Source organism: Staphylococcus nepalensis (assembly GCF_014635045.1).
Classification (GTDB): Bacteria; Bacillota; Bacilli; order Staphylococcales; family Staphylococcaceae; genus Staphylococcus; species Staphylococcus nepalensis.
In genome coordinates this window covers 311,458-331,549 of the sequence record NZ_BMCF01000002.1, presented here as the reverse complement: position 1 = coordinate 331,549, position 20,092 = coordinate 311,458, and the positions used below count along the sequence as shown (strand labels likewise).

At 32.6% G+C, this 20,092-nt stretch carries 20 protein-coding genes; 1 reads left to right on the top strand and 19 read right to left on the bottom strand.

The genetic code is table 11. The annotated features are described in order from the left end of the window. Positions 1-56: 56 nt before the first annotated feature. Positions 57-1,193, bottom strand: a complete 1,137-nt coding sequence (locus IEU88_RS04695; protein WP_103373659.1) for a M20/M25/M40 family metallo-hydrolase — start codon at positions 1,191-1,193, stop codon at positions 57-59. Positions 1,194-1,389: 196 nt separating this feature from the next. On the opposite strand from IEU88_RS04695, the gene prli42 reads away from it, so the two are divergent. Then, positions 1,390-1,488, top strand: coding sequence for a stressosome-associated protein Prli42 (gene prli42 / locus IEU88_RS04690; RefSeq protein WP_157772540.1), 99 nt, complete (start codon positions 1,390-1,392; stop codon positions 1,486-1,488). A gap of 471 nt (positions 1,489-1,959) precedes the next feature. On the opposite strand, the gene IEU88_RS04685 is transcribed toward prli42, so the two are convergent. The 18 genes from IEU88_RS04685 to IEU88_RS04600 form a co-directional block, all read right to left on the bottom strand. Next, positions 1,960-2,955 (bottom strand): aromatic acid exporter family protein, encoded by a 996-nt coding sequence (locus tag IEU88_RS04685; RefSeq protein ID WP_096809584.1) that lies wholly within the window; start codon positions 2,953-2,955, stop codon positions 1,960-1,962. A gap of 11 nt (positions 2,956-2,966) precedes the next feature. Next, the gene (gene brxB, locus IEU88_RS04680; protein WP_096809582.1) at positions 2,967-3,404 is read right to left on the bottom strand and encodes a bacilliredoxin BrxB; all 438 of its coding nucleotides are present in this window, start codon (positions 3,402-3,404) and stop codon (positions 2,967-2,969) included. Positions 3,405-3,830: 426 nt separating this feature from the next. After that, complete coding sequence (locus tag IEU88_RS04675; RefSeq protein ID WP_103373551.1) at positions 3,831-5,102, bottom strand: dihydrolipoamide acetyltransferase family protein; 1,272 nt, start codon at positions 5,100-5,102, stop codon at positions 3,831-3,833. Positions 5,103-5,114: 12 nt separating this feature from the next. Further along, on the bottom strand, positions 5,115-6,098 hold the full coding sequence (locus IEU88_RS04670; protein WP_103373552.1) for an alpha-ketoacid dehydrogenase subunit beta: 984 nt from the start codon (positions 6,096-6,098) through the stop codon (positions 5,115-5,117). Next, positions 6,091-7,089, bottom strand: a complete 999-nt coding sequence (locus tag IEU88_RS04665) for a thiamine pyrophosphate-dependent dehydrogenase E1 component subunit alpha (RefSeq protein ID WP_103373553.1) — start codon at positions 7,087-7,089, stop codon at positions 6,091-6,093. Before IEU88_RS04665 ends, IEU88_RS04670 begins: the two co-directional genes overlap by 8 nt. A 16-nt stretch (positions 7,090-7,105) precedes the next feature. Beyond that, positions 7,106-8,527, bottom strand: a complete 1,422-nt coding sequence (lpdA, locus tag IEU88_RS04660) for a dihydrolipoyl dehydrogenase (protein WP_103373554.1) — start codon at positions 8,525-8,527, stop codon at positions 7,106-7,108. A gap of 543 nt (positions 8,528-9,070) precedes the next feature. Further along, positions 9,071-9,967 (bottom strand): phosphate acyltransferase, encoded by an 897-nt coding sequence (locus IEU88_RS04655; RefSeq protein WP_103373628.1) that lies wholly within the window; start codon positions 9,965-9,967, stop codon positions 9,071-9,073. 77 nt (positions 9,968-10,044) lie between these two features. Then, positions 10,045-11,721 (bottom strand): DNA repair protein RecN, encoded by a 1,677-nt coding sequence (gene recN / locus IEU88_RS04650; RefSeq protein ID WP_096809569.1) that lies wholly within the window; start codon positions 11,719-11,721, stop codon positions 10,045-10,047. Positions 11,722-11,742: 21 nt separating this feature from the next. Then, the gene (gene ahrC / locus IEU88_RS04645; RefSeq protein WP_096809565.1) at positions 11,743-12,195 is read right to left on the bottom strand and encodes a transcriptional regulator AhrC/ArgR; all 453 of its coding nucleotides are present in this window, start codon (positions 12,193-12,195) and stop codon (positions 11,743-11,745) included. 710 nt (positions 12,196-12,905) lie between these two features. Further along, a complete protein-coding gene (locus IEU88_RS04640; protein ID WP_096809562.1) occupies positions 12,906-13,787 on the bottom strand; it encodes a polyprenyl synthetase family protein in 882 nt (293 codons plus the stop codon). Further along, entirely contained in the window at positions 13,777-14,019 is a 243-nt protein-coding gene (locus IEU88_RS04635) for an exodeoxyribonuclease VII small subunit (protein ID WP_229719009.1), read from the bottom strand. Before IEU88_RS04635 ends, IEU88_RS04640 begins: the two co-directional genes overlap by 11 nt. Beyond that, positions 14,009-15,349, bottom strand: a complete 1,341-nt coding sequence (gene xseA, locus IEU88_RS04630) for an exodeoxyribonuclease VII large subunit (RefSeq protein WP_096809556.1) — start codon at positions 15,347-15,349, stop codon at positions 14,009-14,011. Before xseA ends, IEU88_RS04635 begins: the two co-directional genes overlap by 11 nt. 14 nt (positions 15,350-15,363) lie before the next feature. Next, the gene (gene nusB, locus IEU88_RS04625; protein ID WP_096809553.1) at positions 15,364-15,750 is read right to left on the bottom strand and encodes a transcription antitermination factor NusB; all 387 of its coding nucleotides are present in this window, start codon (positions 15,748-15,750) and stop codon (positions 15,364-15,366) included. A gap of 118 nt (positions 15,751-15,868) precedes the next feature. Continuing rightward, positions 15,869-16,231: an Asp23/Gls24 family envelope stress response protein gene (locus IEU88_RS04620; protein ID WP_096809550.1), complete on the bottom strand. Its 363-nt coding sequence runs from the start codon at positions 16,229-16,231 to the stop codon at positions 15,869-15,871. Between the two features lie 12 nt (positions 16,232-16,243). Continuing rightward, positions 16,244-17,602: an acetyl-CoA carboxylase biotin carboxylase subunit gene (gene accC / locus IEU88_RS04615; protein WP_103373191.1), complete on the bottom strand. Its 1,359-nt coding sequence runs from the start codon at positions 17,600-17,602 to the stop codon at positions 16,244-16,246. After that, the gene (gene accB / locus IEU88_RS04610) at positions 17,602-18,075 is read right to left on the bottom strand and encodes an acetyl-CoA carboxylase biotin carboxyl carrier protein (RefSeq protein ID WP_096809545.1); all 474 of its coding nucleotides are present in this window, start codon (positions 18,073-18,075) and stop codon (positions 17,602-17,604) included. The genes accC and accB overlap by 1 nt, the downstream gene beginning before the upstream one ends. 293 nt (positions 18,076-18,368) lie before the next feature. Then, positions 18,369-18,926, bottom strand: coding sequence for an elongation factor P (efp, locus tag IEU88_RS04605; protein ID WP_096809542.1), 558 nt, complete (start codon positions 18,924-18,926; stop codon positions 18,369-18,371). Between the two features lie 27 nt (positions 18,927-18,953). Then, positions 18,954-20,012 carry a M24 family metallopeptidase gene (locus IEU88_RS04600; RefSeq protein ID WP_096809538.1) on the bottom strand — a complete coding sequence of 353 codons (1,059 nt, stop codon included), beginning with the start codon at positions 20,010-20,012 and terminating at the stop codon, positions 18,954-18,956. Between the last annotated feature and the right edge of the window lie 80 nt (positions 20,013-20,092).

Sequence of the window (20,092 nt, the reverse complement as noted above, 5' to 3'; positions counted from 1 at the left end):
TCTTATTAAAGTTTTCTAGTATATTGTATCACAAAGGTAACTAAGTATTCACTTAATCAGTTTATAGTCTGCAAATTTAATACATGATTAATACTTAAAAGTTGTTCGGCCAGTAAGTTTAAAGATTGAACCGAGATTCTTTCTTCTGTTGTATGAATATTTTCATAGCCCACACCTAAAATAACAGTTGGTATACCAAGTTCGTTTATTATATTACCATCTGACCCTCCGCCTGCGATAACAGTATTGGCTTCTAATCCTAGAGAAGAGGCACTAGCTTTTGCCACAGTAGTTACTTTTGAGTCATCAGACAATTTAAACCCAGGATAACTTTTCGTTATATCTACTTCTGCATGGCCATCGTATTTCTTAGCTATCGTTTCGAATACAGATTTCATGTGATTGACTTGCTTGATGATACTTTCTTCTGAATGGGAACGTGCTTCTGCGTTCAGAGTTACTTTATCAGCTACTATATTGGTTGCTGAACCTCCTTCAAAGCGACCAATATTCGCCGTAGTATAAGTATCAATTTGGCCTAAATTCATTTCGCTAACAGCTTTAGCAGCAATGTTGATAGCACTTATCCCTTTAGTAGGCGTGCTTGCATGCGCGGTTTTACCATATATTGTTGTATTTATTTTCATTTGAGTCGGTGCACCGATAACAGTTGTGCCTACAGGTACGCTTGCATCTATTGCGTAACCGTAATCTGAATCTAGTAATGATTGATCGAGAAATTTAGCACCTTTTAAACCAATTTCTTCGCCTACAGTTAAAATAAATTGTATTTGGCCATGAGGTATATTCTTTTCAGAAAGAACGCGAATAAATTCTAAAATTGCAGCTAATCCTGCTTTATCGTCTGCACCTAATATGGTGGATCCATCCGAATATATGTATCCATCGTCTTTCACTGTTGGATTGACGCTTTGACCAGGCACTACGGTGTCCATATGGCTTGTAAAATATATTTTGTCGAGAGAGGCTAAATTGGGCGTAGCTTTTAATGTACATATTAAATTATTTGCCCCTAAATCAGTCTCACTACTTGCGTTATCTTCAACCATTTCTATATTATACATTTCTAAGATAGCTTTGAGATAGCTTTGAATTGGTTGCTCATTACCGCTTTCTGAGTCGATTTTCACTAATTCTAAAAACGTATCTAAAAGACGTTGTTTATTTATCATTATTAAATCCCCTTTTCTACATCGTGATTACTTATATTAGTTTACATAAATACAAAGTTAAGAAAAACTAATATGTTTATACGTATAACGCGTATTATGATATAATAATGCAGTGAAAGTGATGTATTATTGTAATCAAGAGAATGATTTAATTTGAAAAAGTGAAATGCTTATATAAGATTTGGAGGAATAAACTTTGAATAACAACAAAGTATTAAGAGTTATTATTGTAATAATGTTAGTGGCCGTAGTACTTGCATTAATATTAACAAGTATTGTTCCTTTAACAAGTTAAAATAAAAAATTTGAACTGATTAAAAAACAGATTTTGTTAAAATATCATTTAACGGTTTAGGTGTTATTGATGCCATCGTTAAATGATATTTTTTTAATCTAATTTTAAAAACTAGCTAAAAAACTTGCAACGTCAATATCATACGTTTATCTATAATATTGGTGAGGAGAATACCTAGAATCAAAATGCGTCTATGGATATAAGTTATGAGCGTTGTAATACGATTATAAAGTTGGTTAGCAATTAAGTATAAACTTGAGTTCACATGTCATATACCCCTATTGATTCCTTTATATAAAAAAGAGACCCAGATAGGTCTCTTCAGATTGCTTGTAAAAAAATTTCAACGTTTGCACCTTTTCTAATTATACTTGCCAGAGCTATACAAAATCTTTAAAAAGATAGATTTTTATGCTTTCTCACTATACAAGTTAAGGTGATCAATTTGTATATGTTTCGCTTTTTATTATTTTATGAAAGGTTTGGTAGTTTTTTATTTTTGTGCAGTTTTAAAGAACCAAATTGTGATTTGACTTCTAAATATTTTTCCAATTCATTTAACAATTGCATCATATTCGCTCTCGTTCTAAAAGAAGCATGTGATTTTGGTAAATCTAATTGATTTAGTTCTATTCTTATTTCATATAAAGAATGCAATCTTAACACTGTATAATCATTACTATTTACATTTGTAGCAACTTCAGAAAATAAGCCACATATTTTTGACAAAATTGCATCTTGCGTTTCAATATGATTAATCATTTTAGCCATTCTTTCTAATAATTCTAGTTGTTCTTCTCTCATATCAAAATAGTGGTAATAAGAATTTTCGTTACGAACAAAATGGTTTTTAACATCTCTAAAGGCTATTGATTTTGCTTTTTGAATTGTGAGTTGTAATTGATTAAAAGAAATATTTAAAGTTTGCTTTGGGTCTTTACACGTAGCGCTGAATCTTTCAAATATAACTATAAATTGACTTTCTATTTCGTCTTTATATTGCTTTAATTTAAAATCTAAGCTAGGCATGATTAAGTTCATTATAAAAGCAATACCAAGACCTACAATTAACAGTAAAACTTCATTTATAAATAAGTGTATATCGATGGTATTTGCGTTAAACACGTGAAGTAGGATAACGCAACTTGTTACCACGCCTTCTTGTACTTTGAAAACTACAGTGAGTGGTATAAACAGAAGTACGATGAGTCCGAGTACAATGGCACTTTGACCTAAGTAACTAAAAACGAAAGATCCTATAATTAAGATTAATAAACATGAGACAAACCGAGATACAATTGCTTGTAGAGAGTGTACTTTCGTGTGCTTAATACAAAGCACAACTAAAATGGCACTAGAAGCAAAATTATCTAAACCTATGAATTTAGCGATAATAATCCCCAGTGCCATGCCGATAGCTGTTTTAATTGTTCTAAATCCGATTCGATATGGATTTAACCGCGACATCGATTTATCCTCTATCTTTCATCACAATATGCTTCAAATAAGTTTTGTAATTGAGTGATGACATCCATGACATCATGACCTTCGATTTGGTGACGTTCTATCATCTCAGTAATTTCACCATTTTTTATTAACGCAAATGATGGACTAGATGGCGCATAACCTTTAAAATAATCTCTTGCTTGTTGCGTTGCCTCTTTATCTTGCCCAGCAAAAACTGTAACAAGTCTATCTGGTAATACATCATAATGTAAAGCATGTGTTGCTGCTGGTCTTGCGATGCCACCTGCGCAACCACAAACTGAATTCACCATAACGAGTGAAGTCCCATCTTGATTTAATACTTTATCTACTTCTTCTGCAGTTGTTAATTGCTCATATCCAGCCTCTTCTATTTCATTTCTAGCTTGGCTTACTACGTCATTCATATATAAATCAAAATTTAAATCCATTTTCAAATCACCTTTCATTATCAATTTATTAACTTCATTCTACTAATATCTAAACAATAGTTCAACATGTGCGTTCAATGTGTAAGGCATGACAAACTCCATGGAAACGTTAAAGACATTGAAATAAATACTTAAAATATAAAATAAAAGAAGTAAACTAGAAACCAAAATGAACACTTTTGATTTCAAAGGCTTACTTCTTTTTAATGACATCTTTAACAAATACTTATGACAAAGCAATGTCAGAGCTGCATCATGGTATAAAATTGTTAGCCGGTAACTGGTACCAAAATACATTTATATCAAGCGTTTTGATGTTTAGCTGAGAGGACGAAATGGTATTCCACGCAAACATAATATAAATATGAAATACATCGCTCTAATTTTAAAAACATTGAGCATTTGATAAATAATGCAATAACAATCTTAGTATATACTTGTATTTTCAATAGAGTATTGCTCAATTCTTGTTTTTACAAAGTTCATAAATCTTCCTGCTTGTAAGCCATCTAAAATACGGTGATCAATCGAAATACATAAATTAACCATATGTCTAATTGCTATCATATCCTCAATGACTACGGGTTTTTTAACAATAGACTCAATTTGTAAAATAGCTGCTTCAGGGTGGTTAATGATGCCCATCGATGACACTGAACCAAATGTTCCGGTGTTATTCACTGTGAATGTGCCACCTTGCATATCTTCTGTTCTTAACTTTTTGTTACGTGCTTTTTGAGCTAAATCATTTATTTCTCTCGCTATACCTTTAAGTGATTTTTCATCCGCATTTTGAATAACTGGTACATATAGTTTCTCTTCATCAGCTACGGCAATTGATATATTAACATCTTTATGCATCACTATTTCAGAGTCTTGCCAGCTACTATTTAGAAGCGGATATGCTTTTAGCCCTTCAGCTACAGCTTTAACAAAGAATGCAAAATAAGTTAAGTTGTAACCTTCGTTTTCTTTGAAACTGTTTTTATGGTAATCTCTCGTTTTAACAAGATTCGTAGCGTCAGCTTCGACCATCATCCATGCATGTGGAATTTCATTGACACTGTGCACCATATTTTCTGCTATTTGCTTACGTACACCATTAACTGGTATAGCTGAACCTGGAGAAGGTTCATTATATTGAACTTGCTTACTTACTTTAGGAGAATCTTTAGGTGCAATGATTTCAGAACCTATTCTATGAGTTCCTTCTTTAATGACATTTTCAATATCTTTTTTAGTTACTCTACCTTCAAAGCCAGTACCCGTAACTTGGGGAAGATCTATTTGGTGTTCAGAAGCCAGTTTAAATACTACAGGTGAAAATCTACCGTTATTTTTAGGTTCGCTTTCTGATAAACTTGTATTATTATGCGCTTGACCCTTTGTATTTTTATCATTTTGTGTTGATTTCACTTCAGTTTCAGTTTTTGGGTGGGTCTGATCGCTATCGTTCGATACTGTTTCTTCTGTCTCTAAGTAGCAAATAACTTCTCCAACTTCAACAGTAGTACCTTCTTCAACAATGATTTCGCGAACTGTCCCTGCATAAGAAGAAGGTACTTCAGCTGTTACTTTATCAGTAATCACTTCACAAAGAGGATCATATTCCTCGATTTTATCGCCTACAGAAACCAGCCATTGTTCTATTGTTCCTTCATGTACACTTTCGCCGAGTTTAGGCATTTTAATTTCCATGATTGTGCCTCCTTAAAATTCTGCGAGTTCACGCATTTTCGTTTTTATTTTTTCTGGATTCATCATAAACTCATCTTCAAGCGTCGGCGCAAACGGCATTGATGGCACATCAGGTCCAGCTAATCTCATGATAGGCGCGTCGAGGTCAAATAAACAGTTTTCGGAAATAATAGCAGCAACTTCAGAAATAACGCTACCTTCTAGGTTGTCTTCAGTGACTAATAATATTTTCCCTGTCATTTTTGCTCTTTCAATGATTGTTTTTTTATCTAAAGGATATACCGTACGTAAATCAACTACCTCTACATTAATACCTTCTTCTTCTAACATATCAGCAGCCTGTATACAGTAATTTACACATAGACCATATGTAAATACTGTAATATCCTCACCTTCACGTTTTACATCCGCTTTACCAATCGGCACAGTATAGTATGAATCTGGCACTTCTTCTTTTAATAAGCGGTAAGCTTTTTTATGTTCAAAATATAAAACGGGATCGTTAGACTCAATAGATGAGAGCAGTAACCCTTTTGCATCGTATGGCGAAGAAGGGATAACAATAGATAAACCTGGCGTAGATGAAAAAATAGACTCCACACTTTGTGAATGGTATAACGCTCCATGTATACCCCCGCCAAAAGGAGCACGGATTGTTATAGGACAATGCCAATCATTATTTGAACGGTATCTCATTTTTGCCGCTTCACTCATAATTTGGTTTGTAGCAGGTAAAATGTATTCTGCAAATTGTATTTCAGCAACTGGTCGTTTTCCCATCATTGCTGCACCGATGCCAGTCCCTACAATATTAGATTCGGCTAAGGGCGTGTCTAATACACGTGCGATGCCATATTTTTCCTGTAATCCCAACGTTACACCGAAGACGCCTCCTTTTTTACCAACATCTTCTCCTAATACAAATACGTTGTCATCTTTTTCCATTGCTTGATCTAAGCCTTGTTGGATAGCTTCTAAATAAGATATTTTAGCCATTATTTAAGCTCCCTTCTTCGTAAACATGTGTATAAGTTTCTTCTGGTGATGGATAAGGTGCTTTTTCAGCTTCTTTTGTCGCTTGATTTATAATCTCTTTATGTTCTTTCTCTACTTCCTCTAACCATTGTTCATCGATAATGTCTTCTTCTAATAGAAATGCTTTAAATTTAAGGTTACAATCTAATGATTTTAACGCGTTTCGTTCTTCTTGTGGACGATATGTATCGTCATCATCAGACGAATGTGCTGTCATCCTTGTACACATCGCTTCAATTAAAGTTGAGCCGCCACCGTTTAATGCACGCTCACGCGCTTCTTTCATTATTTTGTAAACAGCAATCGGATCGTTACCATCTACTTGCTCACCATGAATACCATATCCTAACGCACGATCTGATAATTTTTCTGCACCATATTGTAATGAATCAGGTACAGAAATAGCATATTTATTATTTTCTATGACACAAATAAAAGGTAATTTATGTACGCCGGCAAAGTTTAATCCTTCATGGAAATCGCCTTGGTTTGAACTACCTTCACCTACAGTTGTCATTGCGATGTTTTGTTTGTTATCCATTTTGAGTGCTAAAGCTGCACCGACCGCATGTAAAATTTGTGTTGCTACTGGTGAACCTTGAGATAAGATGCCTTTTTCTTTTTTACTAAAATGTGATGGCATTTGCTTTCCGCCAGAACTAATATCATCACGTTTACCAAAAGCGGCTAACATTGAATCTAGCGGAGTCATACCTAAATATGTTACTAGTGCGAGATCTCTATAATAGGGTGATGAAATATCTCCCTCTTGCATTGCAAAAGCCATTCCAATTTGTGTTGCTTCTTGTCCTTGACAACTTATAACAAATGGGATTTTCCCTGCACGGTTTAATAACCACATGCGTTCATCAATTTTTCGGCCTAAATCCATCCACTTATACATAGATTGTAGTTCAGATTTACTAAGACCTGCTGATTTATAATCAAACATTTTGAATCCTCCTTAATTAAACGTGAATTGATCTGTTTTCAACTTTTAATCCTAGTTCCATTAACACTTCTGAAAGTGAAGGATGTGCATGGGTTGTTAAACCTAATTCTAAAGTTGAACCATTCATAAATTGGAACAATGATATTTCATTAATAAGTTCGGTCACATGTGGTCCGATCATATTGAGGCCTAATACCGTATCATTTTCTTGATCAATCACGATTTCGCAAAAGCCATTTAGATTTTTGGTATTTTCAATTACTGCTTTCCCTATTGCTTTAAATGGCACTTTAACTGCTTTTGCTTTTATACCTTCATGAGTCGCTTCATTTTTATTTTTACCAATACTTGCAACTTCAGGCTGGGTGTAAACACATTTAGGCATTTTATTATAATCTATAGGTATTGGCGAAACATCAAACATATGCTCAATAGCTGTCAACCCTTCTTTTGAACCAACATGAGCTAATTGTAATTTACCTATACAATCACCAGCAGCATAAATATGTTTGTCTTTTGTTTGTTGATATTCATTAACAACAATGTGCTGTTTGTCGGTCAACTCAATTTTCGTATTGTTTAACCCGATATCTGTAGTGTTCGGGTTACGACCAATTGCGACTAATACTTTGTCATATACTTGAACATCTTCTCCGAGTATTAATTCAATATTATTTTCGTTTACTGAACACTGTGCTTCTGCTAATTGTGTATTTATGTAAAATGTCACGCCTCTATTTTCTAATTCATTTTGTAGAGACTTAGCCAATAGTTTGCTTTCAGTCGGTAAAATAGTTTCACCGGCTTCAATTACTGAAACCTGAACACCAAAATCTACCATGAGAGACGCAAACTCTAAACCAATAACCCCGCCACCAATGATAGCAAGCGATTGTGGCAATTCGTCTAATTTTAATATATCGTCACTAGATAACACTATGTCTCCATCAAATGGTAAAAATGGTAATGACATAGGTTTAGATCCAGTACAAATAAGTACATTGTTATTTGGTATTAACTCGGATTCTCCATCTTCGTATTCTACTGAAACTGTGCCGCTTTGTGGTGAAAAGATAGAAGGACCTAAAATGCGTCCAACGCCATTAAAAACATCTATTTTATTATGATCCATCAGTTGTTTAACGCCACTAAACATTTGTTGAACCACTTCATTTTTACGTGCTTGGATTTGCGAAAAATTCAATTTGAAATTATCTATATCGACGCCAAATTCGCTTGAATTTGCTACTGTCCTCAACACATCAGCAGATTTCAAAAGCGCTTTTGTTGGTATACATCCTTTATGTAAGCATGTGCCTCCTAACATAGATTTTTCTACTAACGCCACTTTTTTACCTAGCTGAGACGCCCTGATCGCTGATACGTATCCAGCTGTTCCTCCACCTAAAATTACTAAATCATATTTTTCATCTGCCATGTTTTGACTCCTAACTATCATATTAGCCTTTTCTTAAAGCATCCTATTTATACAAGTTTATGTATGCTGTATTGATTAAAATTTAGTTTACCTGAAATGATATGATGATAACTAGAAATATAGTGTTTAAAATATACTAGCCCAACAAAATTTCAAACGGTAATCACATACTGTGTAAACTATATTGTTTCAAAGTTATTTATTTAAACATGCCAATGAAATCACCTTTAAATTTTAAAAGTGATTTGTTTGCAGTATCTTTACTTTAAAATCATTAAAAAACGATACACACTTGAATTTATGATTACTAGAAGAAACCAATACTTTTAATCGATTACCATGTTATAAGATTATCGACAATGATTACAATAAGAATTCAATTAATAGAAAAACTCAGCACCTATTAATTAGAATAATATAAAATTTAAACTCGAAATTGATCTATTAACTAATATCCTTTACTATTTTACATCAAATTTTGCCATTATAAAATTAATAACCTTAATATTAGTGTAATAATTCAAATAAATTTAGTAGTTGAATTTAATTTTGTGCTCTCAAAGCAAGTAATAAAGAATCCAATTTATTTTGTTTGTTCTCAGTTCTTGATGTGAATACGATTGGGAATTTTGCACCAAGTAATAAACTTGCTACACTGGCATTACTAAAATAAACCAATGATTTAGACAACACACTACCAACATCAGTATTTGAGACAATCAACGCATCAACATCTCCAGCAATATTAGATTTAATGTTCTTTTGAATTGCATTCTTTTTGCTAATTGCATTATCAAAAAGAATGGGGCCATCAATATTTAAATAGTCGTTTGCTTCCCTATTAAAAATGTGTTTAATTTTTTCAGCATCCACTGAGGATTGAATCTTTTTATGAGGGGATTCTACTGAAGATAATAAACCAATGTTAAAGTGGGTGTACCCTATTTTTTTGCTAAAATGAACTAAATTATTAATAATTTGTTTTTTCTCTTCTATGGTAGGTGAAATATTGTAAGCTACGTCACTAACCATTAATGTTTTATGATAATTTGGTACATTGAAACATACGAGGTGATTTAAAAAGCCATAATTATCTATAAAGTTTTTATTACTCAATATAAATGATAAGAGTGAAGAAGCTTTCATATTGCCTTTCATTAAAACTGAAATTTTTCCACGAGATAAATCTTCTGAACATTGTTTCAATAATTGATAATCACTTGAAAACGTAAAAGTATGAATTCTATTTAAAATTTGTGACTCTAAGTTAAAAGAACGTATGATTTCAGTAGTATCTTGTGTATCGTAGATGTAGATATCAATATCAGTCATCATTAACGCCTTTACTAAAACAGCAATCATTTTCTCGTCATTTGCATATAAAACAGCTACATTTCCAGTTAATGTGTTTGACGGTTCAATTAAATGTTGGTACTGCATAAAATCGACACCCTTCACTGATTATTTGTCTTACTCAGTCTTTTCCCTAAAATAACAAAATAAAAGCGATATCTTATTTATGATTTATGGTTTTGCTCAATCATTTCTTTAGCATTTTGTCTAGTGAGTTTAGTCACGCTTGCTCCAGAAATCATTCTTGCTACTTCATCGATTCGTTCTTCTCCTGTCAATTCTTGGACTTGTGTTGTCGTCCTATCTGCACTTGTATTTTTACTAATAAACAAATGATGATCGCTCATAGAAGCAACTTGGGGTAGATGAGAAATACATATGACTTGAATATGTTTAGCTAACCCTTTCATTTTTTCAGCCATTTTTTGTGCGGCTTGGCCAGAGACGCCAGAATCAACCTCATCGAATAATATTGCTGTTTGTCCTCTTGTTTTAACAAAAATTGTTTTTAATGCAAGCATAATTCTAGAAAGTTCTCCACCAGAGGCAATTTTATTTAAACTTTTTAATGGTTCACCTTTATTTGGACTGATTAAAAATTCAACAAGCTCTATACCTTCTCGATTTGGCACATCTAATGTTTTGAATGAGATTTCTAAATTAGCATCTTTCATTTGAAGATTCTGGATTTCGTCTACTATATGATTACGCAATGATTGTGCAACCTTTCGTCTTTCTTTTGATAGTTTTTCGCCTAATTCGATAACATTATGGTATAAATCATCGATTTCTTGGCGTAATTGCGCAGTACTTTCTTCGTAATTTTCTATTTTATTAATTTCATCTGCCATTTTGTCTTGATAAATGATGAGCTCATTAATGTCTTTACCATATTTACGTTTTAAACTATTTAATAAATTCATCCTAGATTCTAACTCATTTAAATATTGTTCATCAAATTCTGTGTTGGTTAAATCGTCATATAATTGGTGTTTAGCGTCTTCAAGCGTATAATAAAACTGGTCTACGTCCTCTTTCAAACGATCATATTTATCAGGTAGTATCTCGCTAATAGATTGCAATTGATTACTTAATTCATACAAACGATCTGTAATTGCATGTTCATCAGTTAATGTAACATGTGCATTATTTAATGCTAAACTCAAACTTTCTGAGTTTTGGATACGTTTGATATCAATTTCAAGTTGTGTTACTTCATCTTCAAGTAAATTTGCTTCTTGCAATTCTTCGTATTGAAATTTTAATAAGTCCAAACGTTGTAATAAAGCTTGATCAGCTGATTCTAAATCCTCTAATTCTTTTTTCTTAGCTTTATACTTATCATAAGTTACCACATACTTATCGAGTAAATCTTTATATGTATTTTCTGCATAATTGTCTAATAATTGTAGATGATATTTTTGTTTTAATAATGTTTGCGTTTCATGTTGGCCATGTATATCTAACAATTCTTGCATAATTTTACGTAAGTCTTGTAAAGTAACTGTTTGGTTATTGACTCTACAAATACTTTTACCAGAGCTGAAAATTTCTCTTTTGACTAATAAAAAGTCTTCATCTACATCAATAGATAAATCATGAAGAATCGAGATGGCTTCTTTGCTATCATCGATATCAAAGATTCCTTCAATGATTGCTTTTTTCTCTCCATGTCTAACAAAATTGGATGAAGCACGCATGCCGATTAATTGTCCAATTGCATCTATAATAATGGATTTACCGGCGCCTGTTTCACCACTTAAAACAGTCAGACCTTGCCCAAATTGTATTTCTAATTCATCAATAATTGCGAATTGTTTAATAGATAAGGTTTGTAGCATGTATTAATCACTTCCTTAAACTTATAATAAATTAAAGATACGCGTTTTAATCTTTTCACTGGCAGATTCATCACGACATATGATTAAACAAGTATCGTCACCACAGATTGTACCTAAGACTTCGTCCCAATCTATTTGATCTAAAATAGCTCCGATAGATTGTGCATTACCTGGTAATGTTTTAAGTACAAGTAAATTACTAGTCCCATCAATATTCACAAAAGAATCCATCAAATAACGGCCAAGTTTTTCTAAGGGATGATATTTTCTATCATTTGGCAAGCTATAAACATATTGTCCTGACGGTGTGGGGACTTTGATTAATTGTAATTCCTTGATATCTCTTGAAACCGTCGCTTGTGTTACGTTTAATTCGTATTCATTTAAACGTTTTACTAATTCATCTTGTGTTTCTATTTTTTCATTTGAGATAATTTCTCTTATTTTTATATGTCTTACTGATTTTTTAGCCATGTATAGCACCTCTATAAACGAATATTTATACAATGATTTTAACACATGGAAGATGATACTACTACTAAAGTTAATTTTATAAAATCGCAACGCCATATTGATATACCGAGTGATAAGCAATTATTAATAGTTTATAATTGTGGCAAATTCATCATTTTTGAAAGTACTAAGTATAGTGGTATCTGTCAAATTATGAATATTTATTTATATGTTTATAAATTTCAAAGTATAAACAACCTTTTATACATAGAGGATTGTTGTTAGCATTGGTTGACTTACCCTTTGAAGGTATCGCAAAGTAAAGTTGGCCATTATATTGCTAGCATTACCAACGAGTATAATAGTTTGTGTTCAACAAAAATGAGTGGCCGAGACGTTATTAATGTCTCGGCCACAAAATGTATTATAAGTAATAGATAGTGCTGTAAAAATAAAAATGTGCTTACACATGCGTTTGACCTAATGTAGCCTTTTAATCTTAAACTTTTCTAAAGTTAAATTTCTTAAAACAAAGTTTTAGTTCTTAACTTTTTTCTAGCTAACAAAAGCATGTATAATGGAACAGAAAAATTTTTGAAAATGCGAGTACTGTTCCAATCACAAATTCTAATGAGTTAATTAGGTTCTAATCCCTGGCCCTATCTACGATTTGTTTTTCTTTTGGTTGTTATGTTTTAAACTAAAGTAAAAATGACGCGCTTATGAAATATTTAAGATTCTCTATTATTGAACAATTCTATAACGTATTCAAGGTTACGTGTATCATATTGTTTTGGTAAATGTTCTAAACATTCATACGCAGATTTAGTATGTGATTGTAACTTTTCTTCAGCACCACTTTGACCTAATAATGATACATAGGTACTTTTATCATTTTCGATATCACTGCCTGTGGCTTTTCCTAATTTTGTTTCATCGCCATATACATCTAATAAATCATCTTTGATTTGGAACATTAAACCAAGGTGTTCACTATATGTTTCTAATAAATCGGCAACATTTTGTTCAGGTTCAGATATATCTACTGCTGCCATTACAGCAAATTTTAATAACGCCCCTGTTTTGGCATGGTGAATGTGCTCTAAAGTATTTAGGTCAATAGCAGAGCCTTCGCTTTGCATATCTAGTGTTTGTCCACCAACCATACCTAAATGGCCGCTGGCAAACGATAAACGTTTAATAAGGTTCATTTTCACACTATCTTTGAGATTTGCATCGTTGACAATAACATCAAAAGCTTTAGTAAGTAATGCATCCCCAGCTAGAATGGCTTTCCATTCTCCATAAACTTTATGATTTGTAAGTTTACCTCTACGATAATCATCATTATCCATTGGTGGCAAATCATCATGAATCAATGAATAAGTATGAATCATTTCTAAACTGAGTGCAGATGTATAACCAAGTTTATAATCCGTTGATAGCATATCCAATGTTAATAATAGTAAAACCGGTCTAATGCGTTTACCTCCGGCTTCTAATGAGTATCGCATGCTGTCTTCTAAATCTGTACCCAGTGAGGAATGAGGAATCGTTTGTCCTAATAGTTGATTGATTTCTTTGATTAATTGATTCATTTTATTATTCGTCATTATCTTCTACCTTATCCGTTTCTTGAACGTTATCAGTACTTTCTTCTGACATTAGTTCATTCACTTTTTTTTCAGCATTTTTTAATGTTTCATCACAACTAGCAGATAAGGTCATACCGCGTTGATATAAATTCAAAGACTCTTCTAATGAAACATTTTCACTGTCTAATTTTTGAACTATATTTTCTAATTCTTTCATCATTTCTTCAAAACTTTGCGTGTTATTGGTCATCATTACACCTTACTTTCTTAACTTGTGCATCAACAATGCCGTCTTTCATTGTTAACACAATGTTATCATTTTCAACCAAATCATTAGTGCTCGTTATCACTTTGTCTTCCTTGTTTACAATAGTGTAACCACGTAACATTGTATTTGTTGGACTCAGATTATTTAAGCTTTCTAGTTTGGCAGTTAAATTGTTTTTTTGTTTTGTAATATAATGATTCATTAATTTATTAAGTTCCATTTGTTTTTGAGAAATCGTTGTTTGTTCTCTGTGGATACTTTGCTTAAAGTATTTTAAGTTAAAGTTCTGTTTCATTAACTGTAATTGTTGGTTATGCTGATTGATTTTGAAATTTATATTTAAATTAAGCTGTTTCTCTAAATCATCACGCTTTTGAATTTGTTGATCATATAACAGAGTTGGTGTTTTAAATTTGTAGTAAGAAGCAACATGTTCTAAATGCTTTCTTTGCTGTTGTATATGTTGGTTAATAAACCTTGTAAGCGAAAGCTTGAGTTGTTGGAGATATTGTCTAAGTTCATATTGATCTGGCGTAGCCATAACAGCGGCTTGAGTAGGCGTTGCTGCACGCACATCTGCCACAAAATCACTTAATGTAAAATCTGTTTCATGACCTACTGCTGAGATAATAGGCGTCTCACAAGCATAAATTGCTTTTACCACATCTTCTTCGTTAAAATTCCATAAATCTTCAATAGAACCGCCACCACGTCCGATTATAATTGTATCTACATTTAATTCATCAGCTTGCTTTATTTTTTCAATTATATCGTTTTTAGCCTGTTCCCCTTGTACTAAGGTGTTAATTTGAATTTGTTCTGCTAAAGGGTAGCGACTATTGATTGTAGTATGAATATCACGTATCGCAGCCCCTGTACCGGCAGTTAATACTGCGATTTTTTGGGGGAACTTAGGTATTAACTTTTTATGGTTTGAATCAAAATAGCCATCTTTAGTTAATTTCTTTTTTAATTGTTCTAATTTTTGATATAAATTACCAATTCCATCAATATGCATTTTATTGACATAAATCTGGTAATTACCACGTCTTTCATACACAGAAACGCGTGCCTCTAATAATACTTCGTCCCCTTCTTTTGGTTCGAAATCTATTTTTGAGGCATTACCTTTGAACATCATCGCGCTAATAACGCTATTTTTATCTTTAACATTAAAATAAAGGTGACCACTACTGTGCTTTTTAAAGTTAGAAAGCTCACCTTTAAGTAGTACAGTTTGTAAATGTGGGTCTTGGTCAAATTTATATTTGATATATTTTGTTAAAGCCGAAACACTTAAATAATCTGACATATTATATCACTCTTTTATTCAATATTACTTAATACACCATTAATAAATTTATAATGTTCATCATCACTAAATTGTTTTGCCAATTCAACAGCCTCATTTATGATTACTTTTTGTGGTGTCGAACTATTTAACAATTCAAATGTAGACATTCTTAGTATAATTCGATCAGATTTTAATAATCTGTCAATCGTCCAATCTTTAAGGTGAGGCGCAATTTTATTATCTAATACAGATTCATGATCTTTGACACCTGTTACTAACCAGCTAATAAAATCAAATTCTAAATCGGGATTATCATCTTTGATAAAGCTAATCGCTTCATCTATGGTTAAATCACTATTTTTCATTTCTAGTTGGAATAGAGTTTGAAAGGCTTGTGTTCTTGATTCTTTTCGACTCATTATAAACTCCTTCTCGCATTGTTTACTTTATTACTCATTTTAGAAAAGAAAAGCATAAGTTATTTAAAAGCTTAGTTCTTTTTCAATGACTGCATTAAAGTCAATTTGCATTATATATTTAATTTGTAGATTCAATGTGTGTAATGTGGACATTAATTTGGCTAGGAACAATCGTTGTCATAGTAGTTAAAGAGTTATAAATGGTTGTTTGTATCTTTCTTGCAGTTTCTGAGATATTAACACCATAAGATAGTGAACAATATACGTCTATATGAATCCCATCATCTTTTGTATCTACTTTAATACCACGCGATAATTGTTTTTTAGTAATCTTTTCCACGCTTAAGTTTTTAATTTCTTTAAAATGTCCTTCTAGCCCTTTTATTTCAGAGGTTGCTATACTCGCAATAATAGTCAAAACCTCAGGCGCAATTTCTATTTTTCCTAAATTGGAATGTGATGATTCTGCTACTTTAACCATTTCACATACCTCCTATTTAGTTTGATCATCCATAATATTATAAGTTTCTAAGAAATTAGTATTAAATTCGCCACTTCTGAAAATATCATTATTTAGAAGACGAATATGGAATGGAATTGTAGTATCAATGCCTAATACTAAGTATTCTCCTAATGCTCGTAAGCCAGTCATAATTGCTTCATCTCTTGTTGGTTGGTGCACAATTAATTTGGCTACCATAGAATCATAATATGGTGGTATTGTGTAATTAGTATAACATGCTGACTCAATTCTTACTCCAAAACCACCTGGGGCAAGATATTGTGTGATTTTTCCTGGAGAAGGCATAAAGTTTTTATATGGGTTTTCAGCATTAATTCTAAACTCTATAGCATGTCCTTGAATATGGATGTCTTTTTGAGTAAATGATAACTTCTCACCCATGGCCACTTTTAATTGTAATTTCACCAAATCAATGCCAGTTACCATTTCAGTTACAGGATGCTCAACTTGAATACGTGTATTCATTTCCATAAAGTAAAATTCATTAGAATTTAAGTCATAGATAAATTCAATCGTTCCAGCATTTTCATAGTTTACTGCTTTTGCAGCTCTTACTGCTGCATTACCCATTTCTTGTCTTTTAGCATCAGTTAAAATAGGAGACGGGGACTCTTCCACAAGTTTTTGCATACGTCTTTGTATTGTACAATCACGTTCGCCTAAGTGGATCACATTACCATAACTATCTCCAATTACTTGTATTTCAATATGTCTAAAGTTTTCGATGAATTTTTCTAAGTATAGTCCACCATTACCAAATGCTGTTTCAGCTTCTTGTTGCGTCATTTTGAAACCTGTTTCTAATTCTTTTTCATCACGTGCTACACGTATACCTTTACCACCGCCACCAGCAGTTGCCTTTATAATCACTGGATAACCAATATCTTTGGCAATTTTTTTGGCTTCTTTAATATCTTGGACTAAACCTTCACTACCAGGCACAACAGGAACTTCAGCACGTTTCATTTCTTCTTTTGCAACGTCTTTGATTCCCATTTTTTGAATAGACTCATAACTTGGTCCAATAAACTTAAGTTGACAGGCTTCACAAAGTTCAGCAAAATCCCCGTTCTCTGCTAAAAAGCCATACCCTGGGTGAACGCCATCACAACCTGTAGAAGTTGCAATAGATAAAATATTAGGGATATTTAAATAAGAATCTTTAGATTGAGTAGGGCCGACGCAATATGCTTCATCAGCAATTTGAGTATGTAATGCATCTTTATCTCCCTCAGAATATATAGCCACAGTTTGTAAACCTAAATCATGACAAGCACGAATGATTCTTACAGCAATTTCCCCTCTATTTGCAATTAAAATTTTATTCATTATTTCACCTTGAACAACGGTTGGCCATACTCTACCATTTGACCGTCTTCTACTAGTATTTCTGCAATTTCCCCTGTGACTTCAGCTTGTATTTCGTTAAATAGTTTCATCGCTTCCAATATACAAACAGTCGATTCGTTAGACACTGCATCGCCTACTTGAACATATGGACTTTCTTCTGGTGAAGGTGATTTGTAGAAAGTACCAACCATTGGCGCGTTAATTGTTTCTAAGTTGTCATTTTCTTGTGCGGCGCTTCCTTCTTCAGAACTTTCGCTTGTTGATTGAATTGGTGTAACGGCTTGTTGCGGCGCTACTTGTTGCATTGGTTGTTGTGAAACTTGCGGCGTAATGATTTCAGTTTCTTTTTCTTTTTTTAAATTAACGATGTTCCCTTTATCTTCAATGTTAATTTCAGTTAAGCTAGATTGATCAAGAATTTCAATTAATTCTTTAATTTCTTTAAAATTCATAAATACTGACTCCTTCAAATTGTTTTCATTTACCTAGTTTATTTTACTTTAGTAAAATGTTCAATTCAAGCATATACACACTTTCTATTATAACTCGTTGCGCTATAACCGTATAAAATATTTTTTATCTCAATGCCATCGAAATTTTTGAGTTATTTTACTTTTTAAAACCCCTCTAATTTTATATCGTATGTAATATGGTTATCCTTAAATAATAAAAGCCTTTCCAATAAATAGAGTGGAAAGGCTTTTGAGTACCATAAATTTTTTAGAAACTTATGACGTTAAAAAGATTAAGCTCTTGATACATAACTACCATCACTTGTGTTAATTACTAAAGTGTCACCTTCGTTAACGAATAAAGGTACATTTAACGTATAACCCGTTTCAACAGTAGCAGATTTAGTAGCACCTGTAGCAGTGTCACCTTTAATACCTGGTTCTGTTTCTGTTACAGTAAGTTCTACAGTTTTAGGTAATTCAACACCTAAAGTTTCATTCTCATAGCTTTGAATTTGAACTTCCATATTTGCTTTTAAGAAATTCAATTCATGTTCTAAATAATCAGCAGGTAGTTCAATTTGATCAAATGTTTGATTATCCATGAAAACATGAGTGTCTCCATCAGCGTATAAATATTGCATGCGACGATTTTCAATCATTGCAGTTTCAACTTTTTCTCCGCCTCTGAATGTTTTTTCTTGAATTGCACCTGTTCGTAAATTACGTAGTTTAGAACGTACAAAGGCAGCACCTTTACCTGGTTTTACGTGTTGGAAATCTAACACTTTCCAGATGCCATTATCTACAGAAATTGTTAAACCTGTTTTAAAATCATTAACCGAAATCATTCAGTCTCCTCCTTAATATAAGGTCTTCTATAAAATAATAAGGTCTTTAGACGATTTAGTAAAGCGTTCGCAACCATTTTCAGTGATTAAAATGTCATCTTCTATGCGAACGCCACCAATACCATCTAAATATATACCGGGTTCAATTGTAACACAATTATTTATCTCTAAAGCTGTTTCAGATTTTTTAGATAAATTAGGGCCTTCGTGAACATCTAAACCGATACCATGACCTAAAGAATGCCCGAATGCATTACCATACCCCTTTTCAGTGATATAGTCTCTTACAACTGCGTCTAACGCTTTACCAGTTATCCCTTTTCTAGCAGCTTCTATTCCTTTTAAATTAGCTTCTAATACAATATTATAAATTTCTTTTAATTGTTGCTCTGGTTCACCTATAGCAAAGGTACGGGTAATATCTGATGCATAACCTTTGTAATAAGCACCAAAGTCTAATGTAATCAATTCACCTTCGTTAATTACTTTATCGCTTGCTACGCCATGTGGAAGTGCACCGCGAACCCCTGAAGCAACAATAGTGTCAAAAGATGGCCCCTCTGAACCTAGTTCTAACATTTTACTTTCCAATTTAGCTTTTAACTGTAGTTCTGTCATACCAGCTTTAGCAACTGTTAAGATATATTCATAAGCTTCGTCAACAATTTGAGCAGCTTTTTGAATAAATGCGATTTCATCTTTATCTTTAACTTCTCTTATTTTTTCAATTAAACCTGATATACTGATTAAACTTATATAAGATTTACTCAATTGTAAATAAGTATCATAACTGACTAAATTACCTTCAAAACCAACATTTTGTACATTTAATTTCTCTAGCGTAGTTTTAATAGATTCTACAAGTTGACCTTGTTGTTTAACAATTTTGAAATCAGGTGCTTGTGTAGTAGCTTGTTCTATGTACCTAAAGTCAGTAATTAATAATTTTTCATCCTTTGTGATGATAAGTGCGCCACTCGTTCCTGTAAACCCAGATAAAAATCGTCTGTTGTAGTCTGACAACACAATAACCGCTTCTAAATGTTTTGCCTCTATTGCAGCATTTAATTTTTCAATTCTATTCAATATTAATCCCCCTATTCAATAAATTTGTACATTTCCTTTATATACATTAAAATGATAGCATAATTATTGTATAAATTTAT

Coding starts and splice junctions, on each gene's coding strand:
- ahrC (WP_096809565.1), bottom strand. CDS start 12,195: ATGGCTAAAAAATCAGTAAGACATATAAAAATAAGAGAAATTATCTCA.
- IEU88_RS04695 (WP_103373659.1), bottom strand. CDS start 1,193: ATGATAAATAAACAACGTCTTTTAGATACGTTTTTAGAATTAGTGAAA.
- recN (WP_096809569.1), bottom strand. CDS start 11,721: ATGCTACAAACCTTATCTATTAAACAATTCGCAATTATTGATGAATTA.
- IEU88_RS04640 (WP_096809562.1), bottom strand. CDS start 13,787: ATGACGAATAATAAAATGAATCAATTAATCAAAGAAATCAATCAACTA.
- IEU88_RS04665 (WP_103373553.1), bottom strand. CDS start 7,089: ATGTTTGATTATAAATCAGCAGGTCTTAGTAAATCTGAACTACAATCT.
- lpdA (WP_103373554.1), bottom strand. CDS start 8,527: ATGGCAGATGAAAAATATGATTTAGTAATTTTAGGTGGAGGAACAGCT.
- efp (WP_096809542.1), bottom strand. CDS start 18,926: ATGATTTCGGTTAATGATTTTAAAACAGGTTTAACAATTTCTGTAGAT.
- IEU88_RS04675 (WP_103373551.1), bottom strand. CDS start 5,102: ATGGAAATTAAAATGCCTAAACTCGGCGAAAGTGTACATGAAGGAACA.
- accB (WP_096809545.1), bottom strand. CDS start 18,075: ATGAATTTTAAAGAAATTAAAGAATTAATTGAAATTCTTGATCAATCT.
- IEU88_RS04670 (WP_103373552.1), bottom strand. CDS start 6,098: ATGGCTAAAATATCTTATTTAGAAGCTATCCAACAAGGCTTAGATCAA.
- brxB (WP_096809582.1), bottom strand. CDS start 3,404: ATGGATTTAAATTTTGATTTATATATGAATGACGTAGTAAGCCAAGCT.
- nusB (WP_096809553.1), bottom strand. CDS start 15,750: ATGAGTCGAAAAGAATCAAGAACACAAGCCTTTCAAACTCTATTCCAA.
- IEU88_RS04620 (WP_096809550.1), bottom strand. CDS start 16,231: ATGGTTAAAGTAGCAGAATCATCACATTCCAATTTAGGAAAAATAGAA.
- xseA (WP_096809556.1), bottom strand. CDS start 15,349: ATGTCAGATTATTTAAGTGTTTCGGCTTTAACAAAATATATCAAATAT.
- IEU88_RS04635 (WP_229719009.1), bottom strand. CDS start 14,019: ATGACCAATAACACGCAAAGTTTTGAAGAAATGATGAAAGAATTAGAA.
- accC (WP_103373191.1), bottom strand. CDS start 17,602: ATGAATAAAATTTTAATTGCAAATAGAGGGGAAATTGCTGTAAGAATC.
- IEU88_RS04655 (WP_103373628.1), bottom strand. CDS start 9,967: ATGCAGTACCAACATTTAATTGAACCGTCAAACACATTAACTGGAAAT.
- IEU88_RS04685 (WP_096809584.1), bottom strand. CDS start 2,955: ATGTCGCGGTTAAATCCATATCGAATCGGATTTAGAACAATTAAAACA.